This is a genomic window from Colwellia sp. M166, from assembly GCF_024585285.1.
Lineage (GTDB): Bacteria > Pseudomonadota > Gammaproteobacteria > Enterobacterales > Alteromonadaceae > Cognaticolwellia.
On record NZ_CP040755.1, the window covers coordinates 3668728 to 3691296 of the forward strand.

The window sequence follows — 22569 nt, forward strand, 5'->3', positions numbered from 1 at the left end:
ACATAACCTGCATTGTTAAATGTACAGTAAATAACTTTATTATAGGGATTATAATGCTTACGATTTTGCGCCGAATTGTCTTAGAATTTAGCCAAGCATCAGAGCTTGATCAAGCTTTAATGCACTTGGTTAGTCAAGTTAAAGAAGCACTAGCTACTCAATGCTGTTCGGTATATTTAGCTGATCATCAAAAACAACATTTCTTATTAATGGCATCTAATGGCCTAGCACAAGATGCTTTTGGCCGAACCAGTATTGGTTTTACTGAAGGACTTGTTGGTCTTGTTGGACAACGAGAAGAGCCGATTAATATTGCTAACGCTCAGCAACATCCTGATTTTATTCATGCACCTGAGGTGCAAGAAGATCATTTTCAAGCTTTTTTAGGTACGCCAATTATTCATCAACGTAAAGTGCTAGGGATACTGACGGTTCAACAAGAACATGCTCGTGTGTTTACTGAAAATGAAGAAGCGTTTTTGGTGACACTATCTGCCCAACTTGCTAACGCTTTAGTTAATGTTGAAGCACAAGGTTTGCTTGAATATCATGGTAAGCAAAGTATTGGCCAACATCATAAGGGCATTGGTGGCGCACCTGGTGTTGCTATAGGCCAGATGATTGTGGTGCATCCGAAAGCTGATTTGACCACGATTGCCCTTACCAAAGACGGGAATATTGCACAGCAGTTAATTATTTTTGATAATGCTGTTGATCGAACTTTTGCTGAATTTTCTCAAATGAGTGAGAAACTTAAAAAGATCATATCAGACAGTAGCCTCGATATTTTTGATGTCTATAAACAACTACTGGGCAGTGATAATTTTAAAGTCGAAGTTATTGCTAAAATAAAACAGGGTTGGAATGCTGAAAGTGCATTAAAATTAATTGTCGATAGCTATGTGGTAAAGTTTGAAGCCTTAGATGATGAATATCTCCGTGAACGTGCCTACGATATCAAAGATTTAGGTAATCGTTTACTGAATAATATTCAAAATTTAGCTGAACATGATCAACAGCTACCGGAAAAGTTTATTTTAGTTGCTGAAGATGTCAGTGCGGCAATGTTAGCGGAGCATCAGCACCTTGGGCTACTAGGTATTGTTTCCTTAACCGGCTCGAATAATTCGCATACGGCAATTTTAGCGAAAGCATTAAATATTCCCGCTATCATGGGCGTTGAGTACTTGGCGATTCGTCAGCTACATCAAAAACATGCTATTTTAGATGGTTATGCTTATCAACTCTATGTGACACCAGGTGAGGCGTTAATTAGTGAATATCACTATATATTAGCGGCAGAGCACCAACTACAAGCACAAGTTAAAGAGGTTGAACACTTACCAGCGTTGACAAAAGATGGTCATAGTATGAGTTTATTGGTCAATGCGGGCTTGTCTTCGGGCTTTGAGTATTCTCAAAATGTGGGCGCTGAGGGGGTTGGTTTGTATCGCACCGAAATTCCCTTTATGAATCGCAGCTGCTTCCCATCTGAATTAGAACAAACCGCATTATATCGGCAAGTGTTAGAGTCATTTTCTGGTAAACCCGTTACTATGCGGACTTTAGATGTTGGTGGTGATAAATCATTGCCTTATTTTCCCATTATCGAAGCTAATCCTTTTCTTGGCTGGCGTGGCATTCGTATTACCTTAGATCATCCAGAGATATTTTTAGTACAAATTCGTGCAATGCTGAGGGCAAATTACGGTTTGGGTAATTTGGCTATTATGTTACCAATGATCTCTAGTATCACCGAGGTCGATGAGGCGATAAGATTGATTAATCAAGCGTATTATGAACTAAGCTCTGAACTATCTAGTCATGAACGTGAAGCTTTAGTTAGACCAAAAATTGGGGTGATGATTGAAGTACCCAGCGTGATTTTTCAGTTAGAAGACTTAGCCGATAAAGTTGATTTTTTCTCGGTTGGTAGTAATGATTTAACACAATACTTACTCGCGGTTGATCGTAATAATAGTCGAGTGGCTAGTTTGTATGACTTTTACCATCCGGCTGTTTTACGTGCACTGCAGTATATTGCGCAAATAAGTCACAAGCGAAATGTGCCATTAAGTATTTGTGGAGAGTTAGCTAATGAGGCCACAGGAGCTTTGTTACTGATGGCTATGGGCTATAAAAAGCTAAGTATGAGTGCTCATAGTATTGCGAAAGTAAAATGGGTGATACGGCATGTTGAGTACCAAAAGTTACAGCAAATTTTAACTAAAGTATTGAGCCTAAAAAATACGGTGAGTGTGCATAGTTATATGCATGAACAGTTAGTTGAATTAGGCTTAGGAGACTTTGTCCATGCCAGATAACAATAATGTTTGTTCAGCCACATTAAATCTTCATTTTAATATAAGTTATTGCCATGTTTATTAGTGTTTTTTTCGCTTGTGCGATAATGGGGGCAGTAGTTGGTTTTTTTGCCGGCTTATTGGGCATCGGTGGTGGGCTGATCATTGTGCCGGTGTTAGTTTATTTATTACCTTTGCTTGGCATAAGTGCAGAACTCGCCTTTCCAATGGCACTGGCAACATCGCTAGCATCGATTATTTTCACTTCATCTTCTGCTGCTTTTGCTCACCATAAAAATGGTAACATTCCTTGGCCAGTAGCAAAGCGTTTAGCACTCTCTGTGGCTATGGGAGCTATGTTAGGGGCTGTTATTGCGGGACTATTGTCGTTACAAGCGTTAACCATTTTATTCGCCAGTGCAGTGCTTATTTTAGCTGCTTACATGCTTTTATCGATTAAAATTGAACGCAGCGTGGCGCTACCGACGAATTGGGCACTGCAATTTATTGGGCTTTTTACCGGCATACTGGCAAGTCTAATGGGCATTGCTGGTGGGGCGATACTGGTACCCATTTTAATGTATTGTTCATTATCTATGCGCCAGGCTATTGGCGTGGCTACCGCTAGTGGCATTATTGTCGCTTTATTCGGTGCTTTGGGTTATGTGGTGATTGGTTTTGGACAGAGTGAACTACCGGCATGGAGTATCGGCTATATCTATTTGCCGGCGCTATTAGGTATTGTTTCAACCTCGTCATTATTTGCACCCTTAGGGGTAAAAGCGGGTGCCAAATTGCCTTTAAGGTATTTGAAAAAAGGCTTCGCTGTATTTTTGATGTTAGTGGCGATTAAAATGATGTGCTACTAAGGGTTAAATTCACTGTAATTGCAGCAAGACATTTGGCACAATACAGCGGTTCTCATAAATAATATTAAAGGAAATCCTAGTGAAAGCATATCTAGACTTAATGCGACATGTCAGAGATGAAGGTGTTGAAAAATCGGATCGTACCGGTACCGGCACTAAAAGTATATTTGGCCATCAAATGCGTTTTGATCTTGCTAAAGGTTTTCCATTAGTGACCACGAAGAAGTGTCATCTTAAGTCAATCATTCATGAGCTACTATGGTTTATTAAAGGTGAATCAAATATTGCTTATTTAAAGAAAAATGGTGTGAAAATTTGGGATGATTGGGCAACTGAAGAGGGTGAACTAGGACCTGTTTACGGTGTGCAATGGCGTAATTGGCCAGCACAAAATGGTGAAACAATTGATCAATTAGCGCAGTTAATTGCTGACTTGAAAAATAATCCAGACTCACGTCGACATATTATTACTGCGTGGAACCCTGCATTATTACCCGATACATCAATTAGTCCAAAGGCTAATGCCGCAATAGGTAAGCAAGCCTTACCACCCTGTCATACTTTGTTCCAATTTTATGTCTTAAATGGCAAATTAAGCTGTCAGCTGTATCAGCGAAGTGCTGATATATTTCTTGGTGTTCCGTTTAATATTGCCAGCTATGCACTGTTTACTATGATGATTGCACAAGTTTGTGATTTAGCGTTAGGCGACTTCGTTCATACTTTTGGTGACGCACATTTATACTTGAATCATCTTGAACAAGTTGATGAACAACTATCTCGTGAGCCTTTAGCATTGCCAAGTATGTGGATTAACCCGGAGGTGAAAAGCATTTTTGATTTTACCTTTGAAGATTTTGAATTACAAAACTATCAGGCTCATCCGCATATTAAAGCGGCTATTTCAGTGTGATACTTTAATAGCATGGCGTGGTGAATATCAAAAAGGAGACGAAATAGTCTCCTTTTTTACCTTTTGTAAGTGAAGTTACTATCAGCAATTATGAACCTAAGCTTTTAACCATGCATGCGCAGAAACTTAGCTAATAAGGTATCTTCATCCTCTACTTTTTCAGGATCAGGTTTTATACAATCGATTGGGCAAACCGAGACACAGGTCGGTTTGTCATAATGACCAACACATTCTGTGCATTTTTCGACATCAATTTCATAGACATCATCACCCATTGAAATCGCCTCATTAGGACACTCTGGATCGCACATGTCACAGTTAATACAGCTGTTTTCAATCAGTAATGCCACGCTTATTTATCCTGATTTTATGTAAATGGGTGACGGGTAGTACCACCGTCAGTTAAGTAACGCATAATAATACCAAATGATAAATCTACATCGCTATCAATGGCAATAGCTACTTTATGCCCCGAGCCTTTAGCATCATCGACAGCTTCACCTTTAAAGTTTTCCATGCGAGTTAAGGTAAAGCTTTTGTTACCTTTTGGCGTCATTAGCTCGAGTTCGTCACCAAGCAAAAATTTATTTTTAACGTCAATTTCGATTAACCCGGTCTCATGATTACGGCCGATAACTTCGCCGACAAATTGTTGAGTATCACTTTTGGAATAACCGTAATCATAATTTTGTGTTTCACTAGGGCGATGACGCTTTAAAAAGCCTTCAGTATAACCCCGATGTGCTAAATGCTCTAAATCGCTATTTAAATGTTGATTAAAGGGTTTGTTATCTACCGCATCTAACATCGCTTGGTGATAAATTTGTGCAGTACGAGCACAATAGTAAAATGATTTAGTACGGCCTTCAATTTTTAACGAATGCACACCCATTTTTACTAAGCGCTCTACATGCTCGACAGCACGTAAGTCTTTTGAATTCATGATGTATGTGCCGTGTTCATCTTCAAAAGCCGGCATATATTCACCTGGGCGGCCTTGCTCTTGTAATAACACCACGTCTTCAAATGGTTTTTGTTCCGGCAGATATATCTCGGCAGGCTGCTTGGCAATAATGTCACCGGTTTCGGTTTCTTTTGCTGGATGACTGTCATACTTCCAGCGGCAAGAGTTAGTACAAGTACCTTGATTCGGATCCCGCTTAGTCATGTAACCTGATAATAAGCAACGACCAGAATAGGCCATACACAGTGCGCCATGGACAAAAACTTCTAGCTCTACCTCTGGACAGCGAAAGCGTATTTCTTCAATTTCATCAAGTGAGAGTTCGCGGGAAAGAATCACACGTTCAATGCCTTGTTGATACCAAAATTTTACTGTTGACCAGTTTACCGCATTAGCTTGCACTGATAGATGAATAGGCATATCAGGAAAGTTTTCTCGTACCATCATAATCAAGCCTGGATCAGACATAATTAACGCATCAGGTCCCATGGCAATTACAGGTTTTATATCACGAAGAAAAGTGGTTAATTTGCTGTTGTGTGGGGCAATGTTATTGACCAAATAGAATTTTTTACCTAAAGCATGTGCTTCATCAATACCAATTTTGATGTTTTCTAAGCTAAATTCGTTGTTGCGAACTCTTAGTGAGTACCTAGGCTGGCCTGCGTATACCGCATCGGCACCATAGGCAAAAGCGTAGCGCATATTTTTCAGGCTTCCCGCGGGAGAGAGTAATTCAGGCTTTAGCATATCAACAGTCAGGGTAGTAAAATTGGCCGCGAATTATAATTTAATCTCGTTTTTAGTGTTGGTTTTTGTTGTCAAAGCTTGATCTTAATCAATGACTTTGTCGCTAGTTTTTAGTTACTGAGCTCTTTACTACTTTGGCGCCTATTGTTAAAAACGAAAAAACATTACAAATAAACTTTTAATTACTGAAATTTCAATATTTTGTGCTAGCTTTATGTATATTACAACACTATAACAAAGGACTTTTATGAGCGCAGAAAATGCACTTTACACCATACTTGTCGAAAAAATTAAACAAGATGCATTAGTACTACCAACCTTGCCTGCAATAGCGCTAAAAGTTAGGAAAGCAGCAGATGACCCCGATATCGATTTAGGAAAAATGAGCGATATTATAGCCCAAGACCCAGCATTATCGTTAGGTATACTAAAAGTAGCTAATAGTGTCGTCTTTGGTCGAGCCGTTAAGGTTGAATCGGTAACTCAAGCGGTTACGCGCATTGGTCTTAGACAGATTAAAAGCATTGCCACGGCAATGGCGGTTGAACAGATGTTTATTTCAAATAACGAAGTAGTTTCTGAATATATGCATATAACATGGCGGAAAACTGTCGATGTTGCTTCTATTGCAATAGCTCTTATGACACGGTATTTACAAAAAAATAAACATACCGCATTTACACTTGATACCCTTACATTAGCCGCGCTGATTCATAATATTGGTGCTTTACCGATTTTAACCGAGGCAGAAAACCATCCTGAGGTGTTTGCCAAGCCGATATTTTTACAACAAGCGATCATAAATCTTGCTAATAAAATTGGCGGTGAAGTGACTAAAGCTTGGGACTTTCCTGCAGAGTTTACCGAATTAGTTACTTCTTGGAGTGACTTAACTTTACTGCCTAAAGAAGCGCATTATCTTGACTTTATTCGCGCGGGAGCAATTTATCATGAAATATTTAAAAGTGCTTCTACACGCGATATTTTACTAAAAAGCTATGTCACCAAAGGTATTTTACCCGATGTGGACTTTTTGCAAACTGCCGAGTTCAATGAGCTTGTAGCGCAAGTGAAAACCATGTTTGATTAAACAGCAGTTAACGTAGCTTCATGTAAAAAGGCGCTGAACAGCGCCTGTTTCAATTAAAAGTTGAGTTATAAATTATGCTTCCAAATAATCACTCGCTTTGAGTGAAAACTCAGCTAGTAAGTGGTCGATAAAACGATTTAATTCACCGGCCATTAAGGCAAAGTCAGCATCAAGTTTGGCTACTACATCGTCACTGTCAATATCATCATTTTGCTCTTGGATAACGTCATAAAACTTAAGGCGTTTAACGGCAAGATCGTCGCATAAGATAAATGATAGCGATTCATCCCATTCTAGCGCAACTTTAACAACATACTTGTCAGCATCTAAGTGAGCTTTAATTTCTTCGCTAGTGAGATCTTGGTTTTTAACTCTAACCACAGCACCATCATCACCTAACGCATTAAATTCAGCTTCCATACCCAGTTGAAAATTAGCGCCTAAGTTACTTTCGACCAACCAATCCGTCATAATTTCATCGGGGGCTTTTTCTGGTGAGGCACTGGTCACAGGTAATGTACCAAGCGATTTACGTAATAAAGCTAAAAAATCTTCGGCTTTGCCGCGACTACTGGTATCGATAACAATAATATTATGAGCAGGATTGATATACGCGCGTGTATCACTGAAACGAGAGAATGCCCGTGGTAATAATTCAAAAATAATATCTTCTTTAAATTGCTCTTTTTCTTTTTTGGTGGCGCCGCGTGATTGTTCTGCTTCTAACTGTGCTATTTTTTGTTCAAGCATGTCTTTAACAACCGGTGCAGGCAGAATTTTTTCTTCTTTACGGGCGCATAATAAGTAATTATCGTTAACGCAATGCACCGTTGAGCTGCCGTGCTTGCCTAATGCGTCGACCCAGCCAAAGTGTGATTGCTCAGTTGAAGCACAAGGTGTGAACAAGTTTTCAGATAGTTGTTTTTCTAAATCTTCTTCAGAACATTCAAAAGGACGGGTAAAGGCAAAAAAGTATAGGTTTTTAAACCACATTAAGATAATCCTATGCCCTATAAAAGTGGGCTAATAATTGAAAAACGAGCGTTATATTACCGTACTTAGCACAGTCACGCACGTCTTAGATTGAGGGCATGACTTAAGAAGTCATTCTTTGCATATTATCGAACTTGATATCGTACCGCAGACCCATTCCAGGCGTTGAGCTAGCTGTTACGCTACCATTTAAGGTGTCGTTAACAAGTTCATGAACTATATGAGTGCCTAGGCCAGTGCCACCTTGGTTTTCTGAGGTCGTATAAAAGGCATCAAATAGATGTTTTAATTGTTCTTCAGATAAACCATGGCCATTATCTTGATAAATTATGTGAACATGCTCGCCATTAAGTCGGACCGCTATGCTAATTTCTCCGTTACTTATATCTTTAAAGCCATGGGTAATCGAATTAATTATTAGGTTGGTAAATATTTGCGAAATAGCACCCGCATGACAATACACTTCAGAGCTGTCTGGGCAATCAATTTTAATGATGTGATTCGTTCTTTTTAATTTTGGATGTAATGAATGGATAATATCTTTAAGGTATTTGTTGATATTAACTTTGCGAATTTTGTCACTTATTTGATCTACGGCAACCTGTTTGTAACTCGTCACTAGCTCTGATGCGCGCTCTAAATTCTTTAATAGCAAGTTAAGGCCTTGCGCTGAGTTTTCGGTGAAATCATTGAGTACACGTTTCGAGAGTTTATTATCCTTAATATCGATTTTAAGTTTAGCCAATAAGTCAGCTAAATATGATGTTGAGGTGATACTGACGCCAATAGGCGTGTTAACTTCATGGGAAACTTCTGCTGACAGCTTACCTAAAGCAGCCATTTTTTCTGCATCGAGTAAACGTTCTTGCGCCTTGTTTAGTTCAAGAATATAAGTTTTTAACTCATGGTTTGTTGCTATCAGGGTTTTTTCGGTGCTGCTTCGGTGATTATTTTCAGCTTGTAATTTTTCTTGTTGTTCAAGTAATTCACGTTGTTGCATTTCCATTTTTAGCATAGTGGTACTAAGTGATGAGGTTTTACGTGCTACTTCTTGCTCAAGCATTAGGTTTTGTTCATCAAGCTTGCTGTTAGCGGATATAATTTTACTTTGTGCTAGTGCCAACCGCTCTTTATATATAATTAACTCATCAATCAAATTATTATAGGCGTTTTGCAGAATATTTAATTCGTTATTTTCATAGTTAATTACATGTAATTTTGATGCTTCAGGATCATCTAAGTCGAATTGGTTAATTTGTTCTGTAAGCTCATTAAGTGGGTTAGTGAGTAAGTTTGAAAAGGCAATGGAAAATAATAATACCAATGCGGCTGTCTTAACCATGGCATTACCGATGAGAAAATAAATACCCACTTGTATGCGGTTAAAAATAACTTCATTACTCGATAATAAAGTGACTGAGCCAACTTTAGTTGTACGTCCGGAAAACTCAAAGATTAGTGGGAAGGAGTGGCCGAATAAACCGTCGATGCCGGAGGTGACATTAAAATATTCATTGCCGTCATAGTCAGCATCAATTGACTCAAGATTAAGTGCTCCTTCATCTGCAACTAAGCCTAGTTGCGCAATGATCTGGCTATTTTCATCTAGCACCGTTATACCTTTAATCATCGGAATAGCGACTAAGCCATCGGCAATATCTATTGCTTGTTGCGTATTAAGCTCCCAGACTGCGCGAGTTAAACTGCCACTAAAAGTTTTCTCAAGGGTTAATAGTTCACTGGTAATATGGCTTTTAGTATTGATGTATTCAGCACCAATTTGCACACAAGTAACGAGAAATGTCAGAACAAAATAAAAAGATAACACTCGCGTAAGTAATTTTCGTGACAGGCTAGTTGTTTTCATTAAATATTTCTTTTATTTCGCTTTTCTTAATTTTAGCTAGATTATATAAGGTTAAAAGCTTTTTTTAAATTACGCTACTTTTAATAGCAAAAGTATTCAATAATTGAGATTTGAATGTCAGCTTGCTATTAAACCTAACCTAGCCTAGCCGTTATTAAGAATAAAGCTATCCTACCATTAGCTAGTAAATATTACTTAAAAGTAAGGTTTAGGGTTGATTTGTTGAGTGATTTCAATACTTAAACCATAAGAATGTCATAAAAAAATCAACAAAAACATGTCATGTTGTCATAATTCTTAGAGAAAAATCTCCCGATGTCACAAAATTGTCATAAAGGTTTGGCAAAATAGTCACCATGAATTTTTAGGCATACTTAATTTTTAAAGGTATTAACATGAAACATACGTACAACAAAATCGCTGTCGCTTTATTGTCTTCTTTATCTTTGCCGGCATTTGCAGCAGATGTTGACATTTATGGCAAAGCAAACCTGTCATTACAGTCTTCAGATTTTGGAGAAGGATCTTTTACTGAAATAACGAGTAATGCCTCTCGCATCGGCTTTAAGGGGGCGCATGATTTGGATGATGGCTTAACGGTTATCTTTAAAGCGGAGTTTGAAGTTGATTTAGATGGCGATGGTCAGAAAGGTTACGGCACTAAAGAAAAATCAGTCGATACTTTTGAAGCACGTAACCAGTATATCGGTCTGGCGGGTAGCTTTGGTGAAGTGTTACTGGGTAAAAATGACACTATGCTTAAACAGTCACAAGGCAAAGTTGATTTGTTTAGTGATTTAAATGCTGATATTAAAAATTTATGGAAAGGTGAAAACCGTTTGGCGGACACGGTTTCTTATAAATCACCTAAGTTTAATGATTTTCAACTCGGTGTTACTTATATTGCTGAAGATTCAGTTGATGCTGAAGATGGCATTTCTGTTGCGGTATTTTATGGCGATGCAAAATTAAAGAAATCAAAAATGTTTGCTTCAGTGGCGATAGATTCGGAAGTCAATGGCTATGATATAACGCGTGCAACTCTACAAGGTAAGGTCGCTGGTGTTGTTTTAGGTGCTATGGTGCAAAAACAAGAAAAAATAGATGGCAGCGCTGAAATGAATGGTTTTATGGTGTCTGCTAGCTATAAAATGGATAGAGTTACGTTTAAAGGTCAGTATCAAGCAGCTGATTTTAAAGAGGGTGATGACAAATCGGGTATTACACTCGGGGCTGATTATGCTTTAGCTAAAAGCACTAAGTTATACACATTTTATACTAGTTTCGATATGGACAGTGCTGCAGACCAAGATTACTTAGCTGCGGGCATTGAATACACGTTCTAGTGCTAATTATTAGTGCTACTAGTGCTACGTCTATTAGCAACTCATAAAGACAATACAAGCTTGATTATAGTCGACACCATTCAGTTAAGCGTATTTAAATGAATGGTGATATTTATTTCGGAGTTCTATCGTTTCATTGAACGGTTGTCTTTAATATAACTGATATTTACTCAGTCAAGATAAACTAAGTTGTCAGATCAATATAAGGAATTGCTTGTGCTCACTTTTGCCTACCAGCAATTATACCAATTTTACTAAGCGCTGAGTGGGAATCAACTTAATAAACTTGGTATTACACTAAGAGCTTATTTTAATTAGCAACCTTTATATAGAGATAGCATCACAACATTAATATATCGCTATATTAATGTTGATGTGAATAAATTTTTTATTCAGCAATAGCTTATTTATTATGAAATTCTTCACAAGCAATTAAAGTATTCTCTATAAGGCTTGCTACTGTCATAGGGCCAACACCGCCAGGTACAGGAGTGATATGGCTGGCACTGTCTTTTGCTTTGGCAAAACCTACATCGCCAACCAATTTACCGTTATCTAAGCGGTTAATGCCGACATCGATAACAATAGCGCCGGTTTTAATCCATTCGCCAGGAATAAACTCTGGTTTTCCTACCGCAACAACTAACAGATCAGCATTTCTTATTTTTGTTTCTAAATTTTTAGTAAATCTATGGGTTGTTGTTACTGTGCAACCTGCAAGTAATAGCTCTAAGGTCATTGGTCGACCAACAATATTTGAAGCGCCAACGACTACGGCTTCTAAACCGTGTGGATCAACACCCGTTGAGGCAATTAATGTCATAATACCTTTTGGCGTACATGGGCGCAGACCCGGTTGACGCAACGCCAATTTGCCGACATTGTTGGGATGAAAGCCATCAACGTCTTTTAGTGGGTTAATATGTTCAATAATTAAATTTGCATCTAAACCTTCAGGTAAGGGCAGTTGCACGAGAATACCATCAATAGCACTATCGTTATTCAACTCATCAATTAAGTTAAATAACTCGTCTTGCGAAGTACTTGGTGGTAAGTCGTATGAGCGTGAAACAAAGCCGACTTCTTCGCAGGCTTTTCTTTTACTACCAACATACACTTGTGATGCGGGATCTGAACCGACCAAAATTACTGCTAATCCTGGGGCACGCAAGCCCTTATCTATGCGTAGTTTTACTTTATCTTTAATAGAATGGCGTAGTTGTTGGGCGATCAACTTACCGTCAATAAGCGCTGCAGTCATATTACTTCACAAAAAGGTTAAAAACAGGAGTATTTTCGCACATAAAAATAGGTATTTATAGAAAAGAACACTAAAGAGTAATGAATACTGTTAAATTATCAGTTTACTGTGTTTTTTGGCATAATTTGCTTTTTAATCGCAATATGACTGTTTTTTTGACCATGATGCTGTAAAAGTGAGCGAACAAACTTTTTTTTATAAAAAGTGTTTGACGCGCAACGGGCAACTAGGTAATATCCGCACCCGTTGAGAACGCAAGTGTATTTAACAATATGTCGGTGATTAGCGCAGCTTGGTAGCGCACTTGGTTTGGGTCCAAGGGGTCGCAAGTTCGAATCTTGCATCACCGACCACTTTTTCTTTCTTAATATTTTAAGTAACTTGGAAGAGCAAGTGTTGGTTTGGGTGTTCTAGAGTTCAGTCGTAAGTTTGAATTTTTCATCATGACCACTTTTTTACTTTTTAAGTGAAAAAGGAATAAACTTTATATATAGTTAAGTTTGTTCAGCATCTGTAGGTAAATGTGCGCCCTTAGCTCAGCTGGATAGAGCAACGCCCTTCTAAGGCGTGGGTCGCAGGTTCGAATCCTGCAGGGCGCGCCATACAATGGTGGCTATAGCTCAGTTGGTAGAGCCCCGGATTGTGATTCCGGTTGTCGAGGGTTCAAGTCCCTTTAGCCACCCCATTTTTTGTATGGTTAAGTAAAAAGTATATCGGTGATTAGCGCAGCTTGGTAGCGCACTTGGTTTGGGTCCAAGGGGTCGCAAGTTCGAATCTTGCATCACCGACCACTTTCTTATCTCTCTATTTTCTTAAAGTTTCCTTTAAAAAACATCAAAATATTCATTAAAGTCAACTCTCGCTATATAATTTTCAATTTATTTGCGTTCTACACTCGACTCTTGTTTAAAGCACCGCTATAATTTCGCGTCATTATTTTAATCTGAACATCTTTATTCGGGTTTTTCCGGGCTCTGTTAGTTTATGCTAATTAAGCTGAATACATTACTTTGCTTAAAGTAATGTTGACTATATTTAGATGCGTTATAGAAAGCGTGCATACGCTAAGTTTTTTGAGGTAATTAAATGCAAGTTTCAGTTGAGACTACACAAGGTTTGGAGCGTCGTTTAACGATTTCTGTTCCTGCCGAAACAGTAGATGTTGAAGTTAAAAATCGTCTTCGCCACATTGGCAAGACTCAGCGTATAAATGGTTTCCGTCCAGGCAAAGTGCCACCATCAGTTATTCAAAAACGCTATGGTCAGTCTGTTCGTCAAGAAGTTGCTGGTGAATTAATGCAACGTAACTTTGTTGATGCGATTGTTGCTGAAAAATTAAACCCTGCAGGTCGTCCAGCATTCGTTGCAAAAAGCAATGAAGATGGCAAGGCCTTAGAGTTTGAAGCAACCTTTGAGATTTACCCTGAAGTTGCTTTGAAAGATTTAGATAAAATTGCCGTTGAACGTCCAGCTGTTGACGTGACTGATGCTGACCTTGATGAGATGTTTGAAACATTACAAAACCAGCATAAAACGTGGAAAGAGAATAAGCGTAAAAGCAAGAAAGGCGATAAGTTAACTATCGACTTTAACGGTCGTGTTGACGGTGAAGAATTTGAAGGTGGCAAAGCTGAAGCTTTTGAACTTGAATTAGGTTCTGAGCGTATGATCCCAGGTTTTGAAAAAGACATTATCGGCATGAAAGCTGGCGATGAACAAACCATCACGGTGACTTTCCCAGAAGATTACCATGCTGAAAAGCTCAAAGGTAAAGACGCTGAGTTCGATATTGTTGTTCATAAAACTGAAGGTCCAGTTTTACCTGAAATTGATGAAGAATTTGCGAAATTATTCGGTGTCGAAGAAGGTGGTGTTGCAGCACTTCGTGAAGAAGTTGGCAAAAACATGACGCGTGAACTTAACCAAGCCGTTAAAGCTAAGGTTAAAGAGCAAGTGATTGAAGGTTTACTTGAAGTTAGCGAAGTAGAAATCCCTACGGCACTAGTCGCTCAAGAAGTTGACGTATTGCGCAAGCAAGCTATGCAGCGTTTTGCTGGTCAAATGGATCCAAACAACTTACCTGAGTTACCGGCTGAAATGTTTGAAGAGCAAGCTAAACGTCGTGTAAAAACTGGTTTGCTTTTAGGTGAAGTGATTAAAGTTAACGAATTAAAAGTTGACGAAGCAAAAGTAACTGAGTTAATTGAATCAGCCGCTTCTGCATATGAAGATCCAGCTGAAGTTATTGAGTACTACAAAACTAACAAAGAACTTGCTCAACAAATGCAAAATGTTGCATTAGAAGAGCAAGCAGTAGAATTGTTACTTAAGAGTGCAAAAGTGACTGACAAAAAAGTAAGTTTCAAAGATATTATGAATCCTGAAGGTAAATAGGCCTTTTAGATTGACATTCTCTTGAGCAATCGCTTAAATGGCTTATATGGGGACATATGAGCCATTTTTTTATCAAAAGGAAAGTTAGTTGTTTACTTCTCACAATAATTCTCACGATTTAACAAATAATATCGACAGTGCTTTAGTGCCAATGGTTGTTGAGCAAACCGCCAAAGGTGAACGCTCTTACGATATTTATTCTCGACTGCTAAAAGAACGCGTTATTTTCCTATGTGGTCAAGTTGAAGACCATATGGCCAATTTAATCGTTGCCCAAATGCTATTTTTAGAGTCAGAAAGCCCAGATAAAGATATTTATTTATATATCAATTCACCTGGTGGCTCTGTTACTGCAGGCATGGCTATTTACGATACGATGAAGTTTATCAAGCCAAATGTTAGTACGGTTTGTATTGGTCAAGCAGCGAGTATGGGAGCCTTTTTGCTTTCAGGTGGAGCAAAAGGCAAACGTTACTGTTTACCTAATGCTCGTGTGATGATCCATCAGCCTCTAGGCGGCTTTCAAGGTCAAGCATCAGATTTTGAAATACATGCAAAAGAAATTTTGTATATCAAAGAAAAGCTTAATCGTTTAATGGCAGAGCACACAGGACAATCATTAAAGAAAGTATCGGGTGATACTGACCGTGATAACTTCTTGAGTGCTGAAAGTGCGGTTGAATATGGTTTAGTTGATGCCATATTAGAACAAAGAATCGATAAATAACGGTCTACTTTGTTATGCGCATTGTTATTTGCGCAATTTATGAAATACTTGTCAGTATTAGTTTGTAAAATTTTAAATATTAGAGGTACCGTATGACCGATATGAAAACAGGTGACGGTGATGACGGTAAGTTACTGTATTGCTCATTTTGTGGTAAAAGCCAGCATGAAGTGCGTAAGTTAATTGCCGGACCTTCTGTCTTTGTTTGCGATGAATGTGTTGAGCTTTGTAACGACATTATCCGTGAAGAAATTAAAGAAATCGCACCAAAGCAAGATAAAGAAAGCTTACCAACGCCAATTGAAATTCGTGAAAGCTTAGATGACTATGTTATTGGGCAAGAGCACGCTAAGAAAGTACTCGCTGTGGCGGTGTACAATCATTATAAGCGTTTGCGCAATGGTGATTCACATAACGGTGTTGAGCTAAGCAAAAGTAATATTTTGCTCATCGGCCCAACCGGTAGTGGTAAAACACTTTTAGCACAGACACTAGCACGCTTGTTAGATGTGCCATTCACTATGGCTGATGCCACGACATTAACTGAAGCCGGTTATGTTGGTGAAGATGTTGAAAACATCATTCAAAAGTTATTACAGAAATGTGACTATGACGTTGAAAAAGCGCAGCGTGGTATTGTTTATATTGATGAAATCGACAAGATTTCTCGTAAGTCAGACAACCCATCGATCACGCGTGATGTTTCGGGTGAAGGTGTGCAGCAAGCGTTGTTAAAGCTGATTGAAGGTACGATTGCTTCTGTACCGCCGCAAGGTGGGCGTAAGCATCCACAACAAGAGTTTTTACAGGTTGATACCTCTAAGATCCTCTTTATTTGTGGTGGTGCATTTGCTGGCTTGGATAAGGTTGTTGAGCAACGTTGTCATACCGGTACGGGTATCGGCTTTGGTGCCACGGTTCGTGGTAAAGAAGATGAAAAAACCTTAACTCAACGTTTTCAAGATGTAGAGCCTGAAGATTTAGTTAAATATGGTTTGATCCCTGAATTTATTGGCCGTTTACCTGTAGTAGCTACCTTAACTGAACTTGATGAAGTTGCCTTGATTCAAATATTACAAGAGCCAAAAAATGCCTTAACTAAACAATTTACTGCGCTTTTCGATATGGAAAACGTTGAACTTGAGTTTAGAGAAGATGCGTTAAAAGCAATTGCACATAAAGCGATGGAACGTAAAACCGGTGCTCGTGGCTTGCGTTCTATTGTTGAAGGGGTATTACTTGAAACTATGTATGAATTACCTTCAATGGAAAATGCTACGAAAGTAGTGGTTGATGAAACCGTTATTAAAGGTGAATCTCAGCCGATTATTATTTATGAAACGCAGCAAGATAAAGCGTCTTCAGAATAAAAATCCTTACCTAAAACAACAAAAAGTGGCGTTAATCTGAGTGATTAACGTCACTTTTTTTTGTTCATCTGTTGAAAGTATTTGCAAACGCCCCATATACAAATACATATCCTAATACCAAATGGCTGAAAAAGTGTCGTTGGTATTATAAAATCACATCATACTATCACCGAGAGAGTAACCAATGACTAAAGAGTTATCTGGCGTAGTTGAAATTCCCGTATTAGCCTTACGTGATGTTGTAGTCTATCCACAAATGGTTATCCCATTATTTGTTGGTCGCGAAAAATCTATTCGCTGTCTAGATATTGCCAATGAAAACGATAAACAAATTTTCCTTGTTGCGCAAAAAGATGCTGCGGTTGATGATCCGACACAAGACGATCTATACCAAACTGGAACTATAGCCACAATTTTGCAAATGCTTAAATTACCGGATGGTACTGTCAAAGTATTAGTTGAAGGGGTGCGCCGTGCCCATATCAGCGAATTTGTTGAAATTGATGAATATTTTACCGCTAATGCTGATTTTTTGAATATTGAAGGAGTTCCTGACGATAGCACTGAGGTGTTAATTCGTTCAGCTATTTCTCAGTTTGAAGGTTACGTTAAGTTAAACAAAAAAATACCACCTGAAGTATTAACCTCAGTTTCAGGCATTGATGATGCTGAACAACTAGCAGATACCATGGCAGCGCATATGCCACTTAAATTGGTTGATAAACAAAAAGTATTAGAGATCACCCATGTTTCAGAGCGCCTTGAATTTTTAATGGCGCTAATGGAAGGGGAGATTGATTTACTGCAAGTTGAGAAAAAAATTCGTACCCGTGTTAAAAAGCAAATGGAAAAAAGTCAGCGTGAGTACTATTTGAATGAGCAAATGAAAGCTATTCAAAAAGAGCTAGGTGATGATGAAGAAGGCACAAATGAAGTTGAGCAAATAGAGAAGCAAATTGAAGCTGCTCAAATGCCAAAAGAAGCGAAAGACAAAACCTTAACGGAATTAAAGAAATTGAAAATGATGTCGCCAATGTCTGCTGAAGCGACTGTTGTGCGCAGTTACATTGATTGGATGATCAGTGTTCCTTGGAAAAAACGCAGCAAATTAAAGCGTAATCTTAAATTAGCACAAGAGGTCTTAGATAAAGATCATTATGGTTTAGATAAAGTTAAAGAGCGCATATTAGAGTACTTGGCCGTACAACAACGGGTTAGTCAGCTAAAAGGGCCGATATTGTGTTTAGTTGGGCCTCCTGGCGTCGGTAAAACGTCATTAGGGCAGTCCATTGCTAAATCAACCGGACGTAAGTATGTGCGTATGGCTTTAGGTGGTGTCCGTGATGAAGCAGAAATTCGTGGTCATAGAAAAACTTATATTGGTTCACTGCCGGGTAAACTGATTCAGAAAATAGCTAAGGTTGGTGTGAAGAATCCATTATTTTTATTAGATGAAATCGATAAAATGGCCTCTGATATGCGTGGCGATCCAGCTTCAGCTTTATTAGAAGTGTTAGATCCAGAGCAAAATAGTAGCTTTAATGATCATTACTTAGAAGTGGATTATGACTTATCAGATGTAATGTTTGTTGCCACCTCAAACAGCATGGATATTCCAGGTCCGTTGCTGGATCGTATGGAGGTTATTCGTTTATCGGGCTATACCGAAGATGAAAAGCTCAATATTGCAAAAAATCATCTACTTGATAAACAAATCGAGCGTAACGGTTTAAAGAGTAGCGAAATTGAAATAGAGGATAGTGCCATTATTGGTATTATTCGCTACTACACTCGTGAAGCCGGTGTGCGAGCACTTGAACGTGATATTTCTAAGTTATGTCGTAAAGCGGTTAAATCAATTCTTTTAGATAAGAAATTAAAGAAAGTCACCATAAACCAAGATAATTTATCAGAATTTCTTGGCGTGCAACGTTTTGATTATGGTAAAGCTGATGATGAAAACCGTATTGGTTTAGTCACAGGTCTTGCCTGGACGCAAGTTGGTGGCGAGTTACTGACTATAGAAACAGCTTCAGTGCCAGGTAAAGGCAAGTTAAGTTATACCGGTTCGCTTGGCGATGTTATGCAAGAGTCTATTCAAGCAGCCATGACCGTGGTAAGAAGTCGTACTGAGAAGTTACGTATTAATGAAGATTTTCATGAAAAACGTGATATTCATGTCCATGTACCTGAAGGAGCTACGCCTAAAGATGGTCCAAGTGCAGGTATTGGTATGTGTACTGCATTAGTGTCAAGTTTAACCGGTAACCCCGTAAGAGCAGATGTTGCGATGACCGGTGAAATAACTTTACGTGGTGAAGTGTTAGCTATTGGTGGTTTGAAAGAAAAACTGCTTGCAGCGCATCGTGGTGGTATTAAAACGGTGATTATTCCTAAAGATAATGAGCGTGATCTGGAAGAAATCCCTGACAATGTTAAAGCGGATTTAGCTATCTATCCGGTGAAGTGGATAGATGAAGTACTGAAAATTGCTTTAGAACATCCGGTTGAAAAGTGGCAATCAGATCGTTAAATGGGTATAAAAACAGCTGTTTTTACTGAAAAAGATAGAAAAACAGCAAAAAGTTGACAAAAAACGTAATTAACGCTTTTCAAACGCTGAAACTATGGTAAGTTAATGACGCTGATAACGCTAGAACCCCTATACATAAGGGGTCTAGTCGAGATAAAAATAATTATCAATATTTTTAGTTTTCTTTAACTCAGCGCTTGATGTTCAAAAAGAAGCTTGATATAAAAGTTTCTGCAGGACGCTAAAACAAATGATAGCGCTGAATAATAACAATTGAAGGGGAATACACTGTGAATAAATCTCAATTAATCGAGAAAATTGCTGCTGGTGCTGACATTTCTAAAGCTGCGGCTGGTCGTGCTTTAGATTCATTTATCGAAGCAGTTACAGAAGAGTTAAAAGGTGGCGAACAAGTCGCATTAGTTGGTTTTGGTACTTTCTCAGTACGTGACCGTGCAGCACGCACAGGCCGCAACCCACAAACTGGCGCGACTATTGAAATCGCAGCAGCTAAAATTCCATCTTTTAAAGCAGGCAAAGCGCTTAAAGATGCCTGCAATAACTAACCACTAGTTTTAAATTCTGTGGATAACTAAAAAAAGCCATTGTTTATCAATGGCTTTTTTGTATCCAAACTTTTATAACAACAAAATAAACGTTTCATTCCTTCCTCTTCCATAAAAATATACCTATATACAAATAAGTGTTTCATAATTGACTTTGATTTTTTCTTCTTTATACTGAAAAATATACATAAATAAAAAAAGTGTTTCATTCTTAATGTCTGTTAAAACAGTTAATATCACTTTCTCAAAGCTTGGTAACATAAAACTTAATCTACTCGAAGTTAATGGCGAGCTAGAAATGCTAAGTGCGGGGTATTTTCTGCAACGTTATGATAGTGGTAGCAAACCAAACACTATTAAAAAAGATACTCAAGCCATACAGCACTTTTATCGTTTCTGTATTAAGAGCGGAATTAACATACATCGACTTATATCTTCTCAATCGCCATTTTCAATGGGACAGATTGAATCATACTCAGTTTTTTGTTCAATCGACGTCAAAACAGGTGAGCAAATAGGCCATAAGCATTATGAGCAGCGTATGCGGATTAGCTGGGCGTTTATTAAATGGCTGTGGTTGTTTTACCAGAACAGGACAAAGAACGAATTAGATAAGCTAAAAGCGGCTAAGATGCAGTTTTCTGGAATGGAGGCAGGCTTTAACTTGTATCTGAAAGCTCCTTTTAAGACCGATAAGATTGATAAACAAGGGTTAAGCCCCGAACTTCGCAATAAGTTCTTTAACATTATTAATCCATTACCGGAGAACGATCTGAACCCTTGGAAGTCCGATAAGATTAAATGGCGCAACTACGCGTTGTTATTAACTATGGTGCTTGGTGGGAATCGTAAAGGCGAATCACTTTTACTCAAGCTAAATCACTTTTCGCTATCAGGTCGTCGTAAATATTTTGAGATCCTTAAATCAGGAGATATCGATTATCCAAGAAGTGAAGCTCCTTCAGTAAAAACACTAGGTAGAGAAGTGGAACTTATCGACATTATGGCCGATGTTTTTGAGCATTATATATCCGTTTGGCGCAAGAAGTTCAGCAACGCCGATAAGAGTATGTATATGTTTCTATCAGCTAGGGATGGTCAACCGCTAAGTGTTCAAACGCCAAATGCCATTCTCAATGAACTGATCAAAAAACACCCTGAGTATGAGGGGCATTTATCACCTCACCGTCTTAGGAATACCTTTCATGATGTACTTAACGATGCGCTTAATGTGCAGAACATTGGAGAGTCATCGCTTAGTAGAAAATTGAACAAGGCTCCGATACAAGAGTATGCAGGTGGTTGGAAACGCGGAAGTGAGCAAACTCATCGCTACCCTAAAGGCTCTATACAGCGAGAAGTTGCTCAGGTTCACCAGATAATTCAGCAAAAAATATTATCACCAACCGATTATGCTAATAGCAAAAGGCAGGAAGAGATAGATGAGATGGACGCAGAATTTCAAGCGTGGGCGAATAGATAATGATTTCTAATAACACAGTTTTTGATATTGGTTTTACTAATTTTAAAGCAGAACCACTTACGATTGAGGAACGCACATTCACAAGTAGGCTTGGTTATAAAGTGGAGCTACTGGATGAGTCTGGTGAGTTTAATTCATCCGTAAAATTAGCTGACGATACTAGCGGAGTTAGTTATTTGTATTTCGATGGTTTCAGTTCATTGGAATCTGAATTAAAAGAGCACCTAAAGAACTTTTACATTTATCTTTTGCCACGTTATCTACCAGGAACTATGAGGCATTACCACGATGCAATTAAGCTTGTTATATCTGCTGTGGGTGAAGGGGAAATATTGGAAGGCGCTATAGAAATTGCCATGAATGTCAATCCTGCTATGAATGTCAATGTAATGAAGTCATTCGCTCAATTTCTCATTCTGAATGAATACGAAGGTTTATCCTATGACAAAGCGGAAGAAATTCTTATGTTGGAAGGGTATTCTGTCAATACGAATGGCTACCTGAACCTATTCACCTTAGATGATGAAATGGGGCCGTTTACACGAGAAGAGCTGAGAATATTAAACGAAGTAACCAAAAACACTGAAATTGAAGTAGCCGATAGGTTGCTATTAACGCTGTGCTTACAGTTTGGGTTGAGGCGTATTCAAATATCACTACTTAAAGAATCAGATTTTATTGAGGATGAAACACTGGGTGTTTGTTACCTGAATGTCCCTAGAGTAAAACAAGGAGCTCAGTTTCGTCGTACTGAATTTTCAAAACGTTTTGTTGATGATGAATTATCGACGTTAATAAAGTCCGTTCTCAAAGATAATTTTAAAAAGTATGGAAAACTTGGTCTTTCTTCACCTCCTTTGTTTTATAGGAAACGTTCGCAAGTGAATAATCTAGAAAAGTTCCCTCAACCAAAGAATTTAGATAAATACTCGGAAGTGGAAAAGATACACTACGCTCACCACATTTCACCGAGTGTTATAGGCAATAGGCTGAGTCCATTATCGAAAAAGCTTCCGCTTGCATATTCTCTCCAGCTTTGATCACCCAATGGCATTAACTTTGATCGCTTATTCTCATTAAGCTTTGATCACTAAAATCACTTGTAAATGATCACTTTTGTGCTCTTAATGATTTTGCCGA

At 38.4% G+C, this 22569-nt stretch carries 17 protein-coding genes and 4 tRNA genes; 16 read left to right on the forward strand and 5 right to left on the reverse strand.

The features are described from left to right. Positions 1-53 precede the first annotated feature (53 nt). The 3 genes from ptsP (at position 54) to FGD67_RS16610 (ending at position 4085) form a co-directional block, all read left to right on the forward strand. Positions 54-2324 carry a phosphoenolpyruvate--protein phosphotransferase gene (gene ptsP, locus FGD67_RS16600; protein WP_257172194.1) on the forward strand — a complete coding sequence of 757 codons (2271 nt, stop codon included), beginning with the start codon at positions 54-56 and terminating at the stop codon, positions 2322-2324. A 53-nt stretch (positions 2325-2377) separates the two neighbouring features. Beyond that, on the forward strand, positions 2378-3172 hold the full coding sequence (locus FGD67_RS16605; protein ID WP_257172195.1) for a sulfite exporter TauE/SafE family protein: 795 nt from the start codon (positions 2378-2380) through the stop codon (positions 3170-3172). 79 nt (positions 3173-3251) lie between these two features. After that, the gene (locus FGD67_RS16610; protein ID WP_257172196.1) at positions 3252-4085 is read left to right on the forward strand and encodes a thymidylate synthase; all 834 of its coding nucleotides are present in this window, start codon (positions 3252-3254) and stop codon (positions 4083-4085) included. A gap of 104 nt (positions 4086-4189) precedes the next feature. Here FGD67_RS16610 and FGD67_RS16615 read toward each other — a convergent pair whose 3' ends face one another. Further along, the gene (locus FGD67_RS16615) at positions 4190-4435 is read right to left on the reverse strand and encodes a YfhL family 4Fe-4S dicluster ferredoxin (protein WP_257172197.1); all 246 of its coding nucleotides are present in this window, start codon (positions 4433-4435) and stop codon (positions 4190-4192) included. Positions 4436-4452: 17 nt separating this feature from the next. Further along, the gene (gene yegQ, locus FGD67_RS16620; RefSeq protein ID WP_257172198.1) at positions 4453-5799 is read right to left on the reverse strand and encodes a tRNA 5-hydroxyuridine modification protein YegQ; all 1347 of its coding nucleotides are present in this window, start codon (positions 5797-5799) and stop codon (positions 4453-4455) included. A gap of 247 nt (positions 5800-6046) precedes the next feature. Here yegQ and FGD67_RS16625 point away from each other — a divergent pair, with 247 nt between their 5' ends. Continuing rightward, positions 6047-6889: an HDOD domain-containing protein gene (locus tag FGD67_RS16625; protein ID WP_257172199.1), complete on the forward strand. Its 843-nt coding sequence runs from the start codon at positions 6047-6049 to the stop codon at positions 6887-6889. 72 nt (positions 6890-6961) lie between these two features. Here FGD67_RS16625 and rdgC read toward each other — a convergent pair whose 3' ends face one another. Continuing rightward, positions 6962-7882: a recombination-associated protein RdgC gene (gene rdgC / locus FGD67_RS16630; protein ID WP_257172200.1), complete on the reverse strand. Its 921-nt coding sequence runs from the start codon at positions 7880-7882 to the stop codon at positions 6962-6964. 103 nt (positions 7883-7985) lie between these two features. Beyond that, complete coding sequence (locus FGD67_RS16635) at positions 7986-9749, reverse strand: HAMP domain-containing sensor histidine kinase (RefSeq protein ID WP_257172201.1); 1764 nt, start codon at positions 9747-9749, stop codon at positions 7986-7988. Positions 9750-10144: 395 nt separating this feature from the next. On the opposite strand from FGD67_RS16635, the gene FGD67_RS16640 reads away from it, so the two are divergent. Further along, positions 10145-11095: a porin gene (locus tag FGD67_RS16640; RefSeq protein ID WP_257172202.1), complete on the forward strand. Its 951-nt coding sequence runs from the start codon at positions 10145-10147 to the stop codon at positions 11093-11095. A gap of 403 nt (positions 11096-11498) precedes the next feature. Here the strand turns inward: FGD67_RS16640 and folD are convergent, their stop codons facing one another. Beyond that, positions 11499-12356 (reverse strand): bifunctional methylenetetrahydrofolate dehydrogenase/methenyltetrahydrofolate cyclohydrolase FolD, encoded by an 858-nt coding sequence (folD, locus tag FGD67_RS16645; RefSeq protein ID WP_257172203.1) that lies wholly within the window; start codon positions 12354-12356, stop codon positions 11499-11501. Between the two features lie 276 nt (positions 12357-12632). Here folD and FGD67_RS16650 point away from each other — a divergent pair. From FGD67_RS16650 to FGD67_RS16700, 11 genes are all read left to right on the forward strand, one after another. Continuing rightward, positions 12633-12709: transfer RNA gene (locus tag FGD67_RS16650), tRNA-Pro, on the forward strand. Positions 12710-12881: 172 nt separating this feature from the next. Beyond that, positions 12882-12958, forward strand: a tRNA-Arg gene (locus FGD67_RS16655). Between the two features lie 7 nt (positions 12959-12965). Further along, a tRNA-His gene (locus FGD67_RS16660) sits at positions 12966-13041 on the forward strand. A gap of 29 nt (positions 13042-13070) precedes the next feature. Then, positions 13071-13147 (forward strand) — tRNA-Pro (locus tag FGD67_RS16665). A gap of 295 nt (positions 13148-13442) precedes the next feature. Then, the gene (gene tig, locus FGD67_RS16670) at positions 13443-14750 is read left to right on the forward strand and encodes a trigger factor (protein ID WP_257172204.1); all 1308 of its coding nucleotides are present in this window, start codon (positions 13443-13445) and stop codon (positions 14748-14750) included. An 88-nt stretch (positions 14751-14838) separates the two neighbouring features. Further along, positions 14839-15477 (forward strand): ATP-dependent Clp endopeptidase proteolytic subunit ClpP, encoded by a 639-nt coding sequence (gene clpP / locus FGD67_RS16675; protein ID WP_373567789.1) that lies wholly within the window; start codon positions 14839-14841, stop codon positions 15475-15477. 92 nt (positions 15478-15569) lie between these two features. After that, complete coding sequence (gene clpX, locus FGD67_RS16680) at positions 15570-16847, forward strand: ATP-dependent protease ATP-binding subunit ClpX (protein WP_257172205.1); 1278 nt, start codon at positions 15570-15572, stop codon at positions 16845-16847. A 184-nt stretch (positions 16848-17031) separates the two neighbouring features. Then, on the forward strand, positions 17032-19380 hold the full coding sequence (gene lon / locus FGD67_RS16685; protein WP_257172206.1) for an endopeptidase La: 2349 nt from the start codon (positions 17032-17034) through the stop codon (positions 19378-19380). A gap of 290 nt (positions 19381-19670) precedes the next feature. Further along, positions 19671-19946: a nucleoid-associated protein HU-beta gene (hupB, locus tag FGD67_RS16690; RefSeq protein WP_257172207.1), complete on the forward strand. Its 276-nt coding sequence runs from the start codon at positions 19671-19673 to the stop codon at positions 19944-19946. 214 nt (positions 19947-20160) lie between these two features. Beyond that, positions 20161-21429 (forward strand): site-specific integrase, encoded by a 1269-nt coding sequence (locus FGD67_RS16695; RefSeq protein WP_257172208.1) that lies wholly within the window; start codon positions 20161-20163, stop codon positions 21427-21429. Beyond that, positions 21429-22469 (forward strand): hypothetical protein, encoded by a 1041-nt coding sequence (locus FGD67_RS16700; RefSeq protein ID WP_257172209.1) that lies wholly within the window; start codon positions 21429-21431, stop codon positions 22467-22469. The genes FGD67_RS16695 and FGD67_RS16700 overlap by 1 nt, the downstream gene beginning before the upstream one ends. Positions 22470-22569 lie beyond the last annotated feature (100 nt).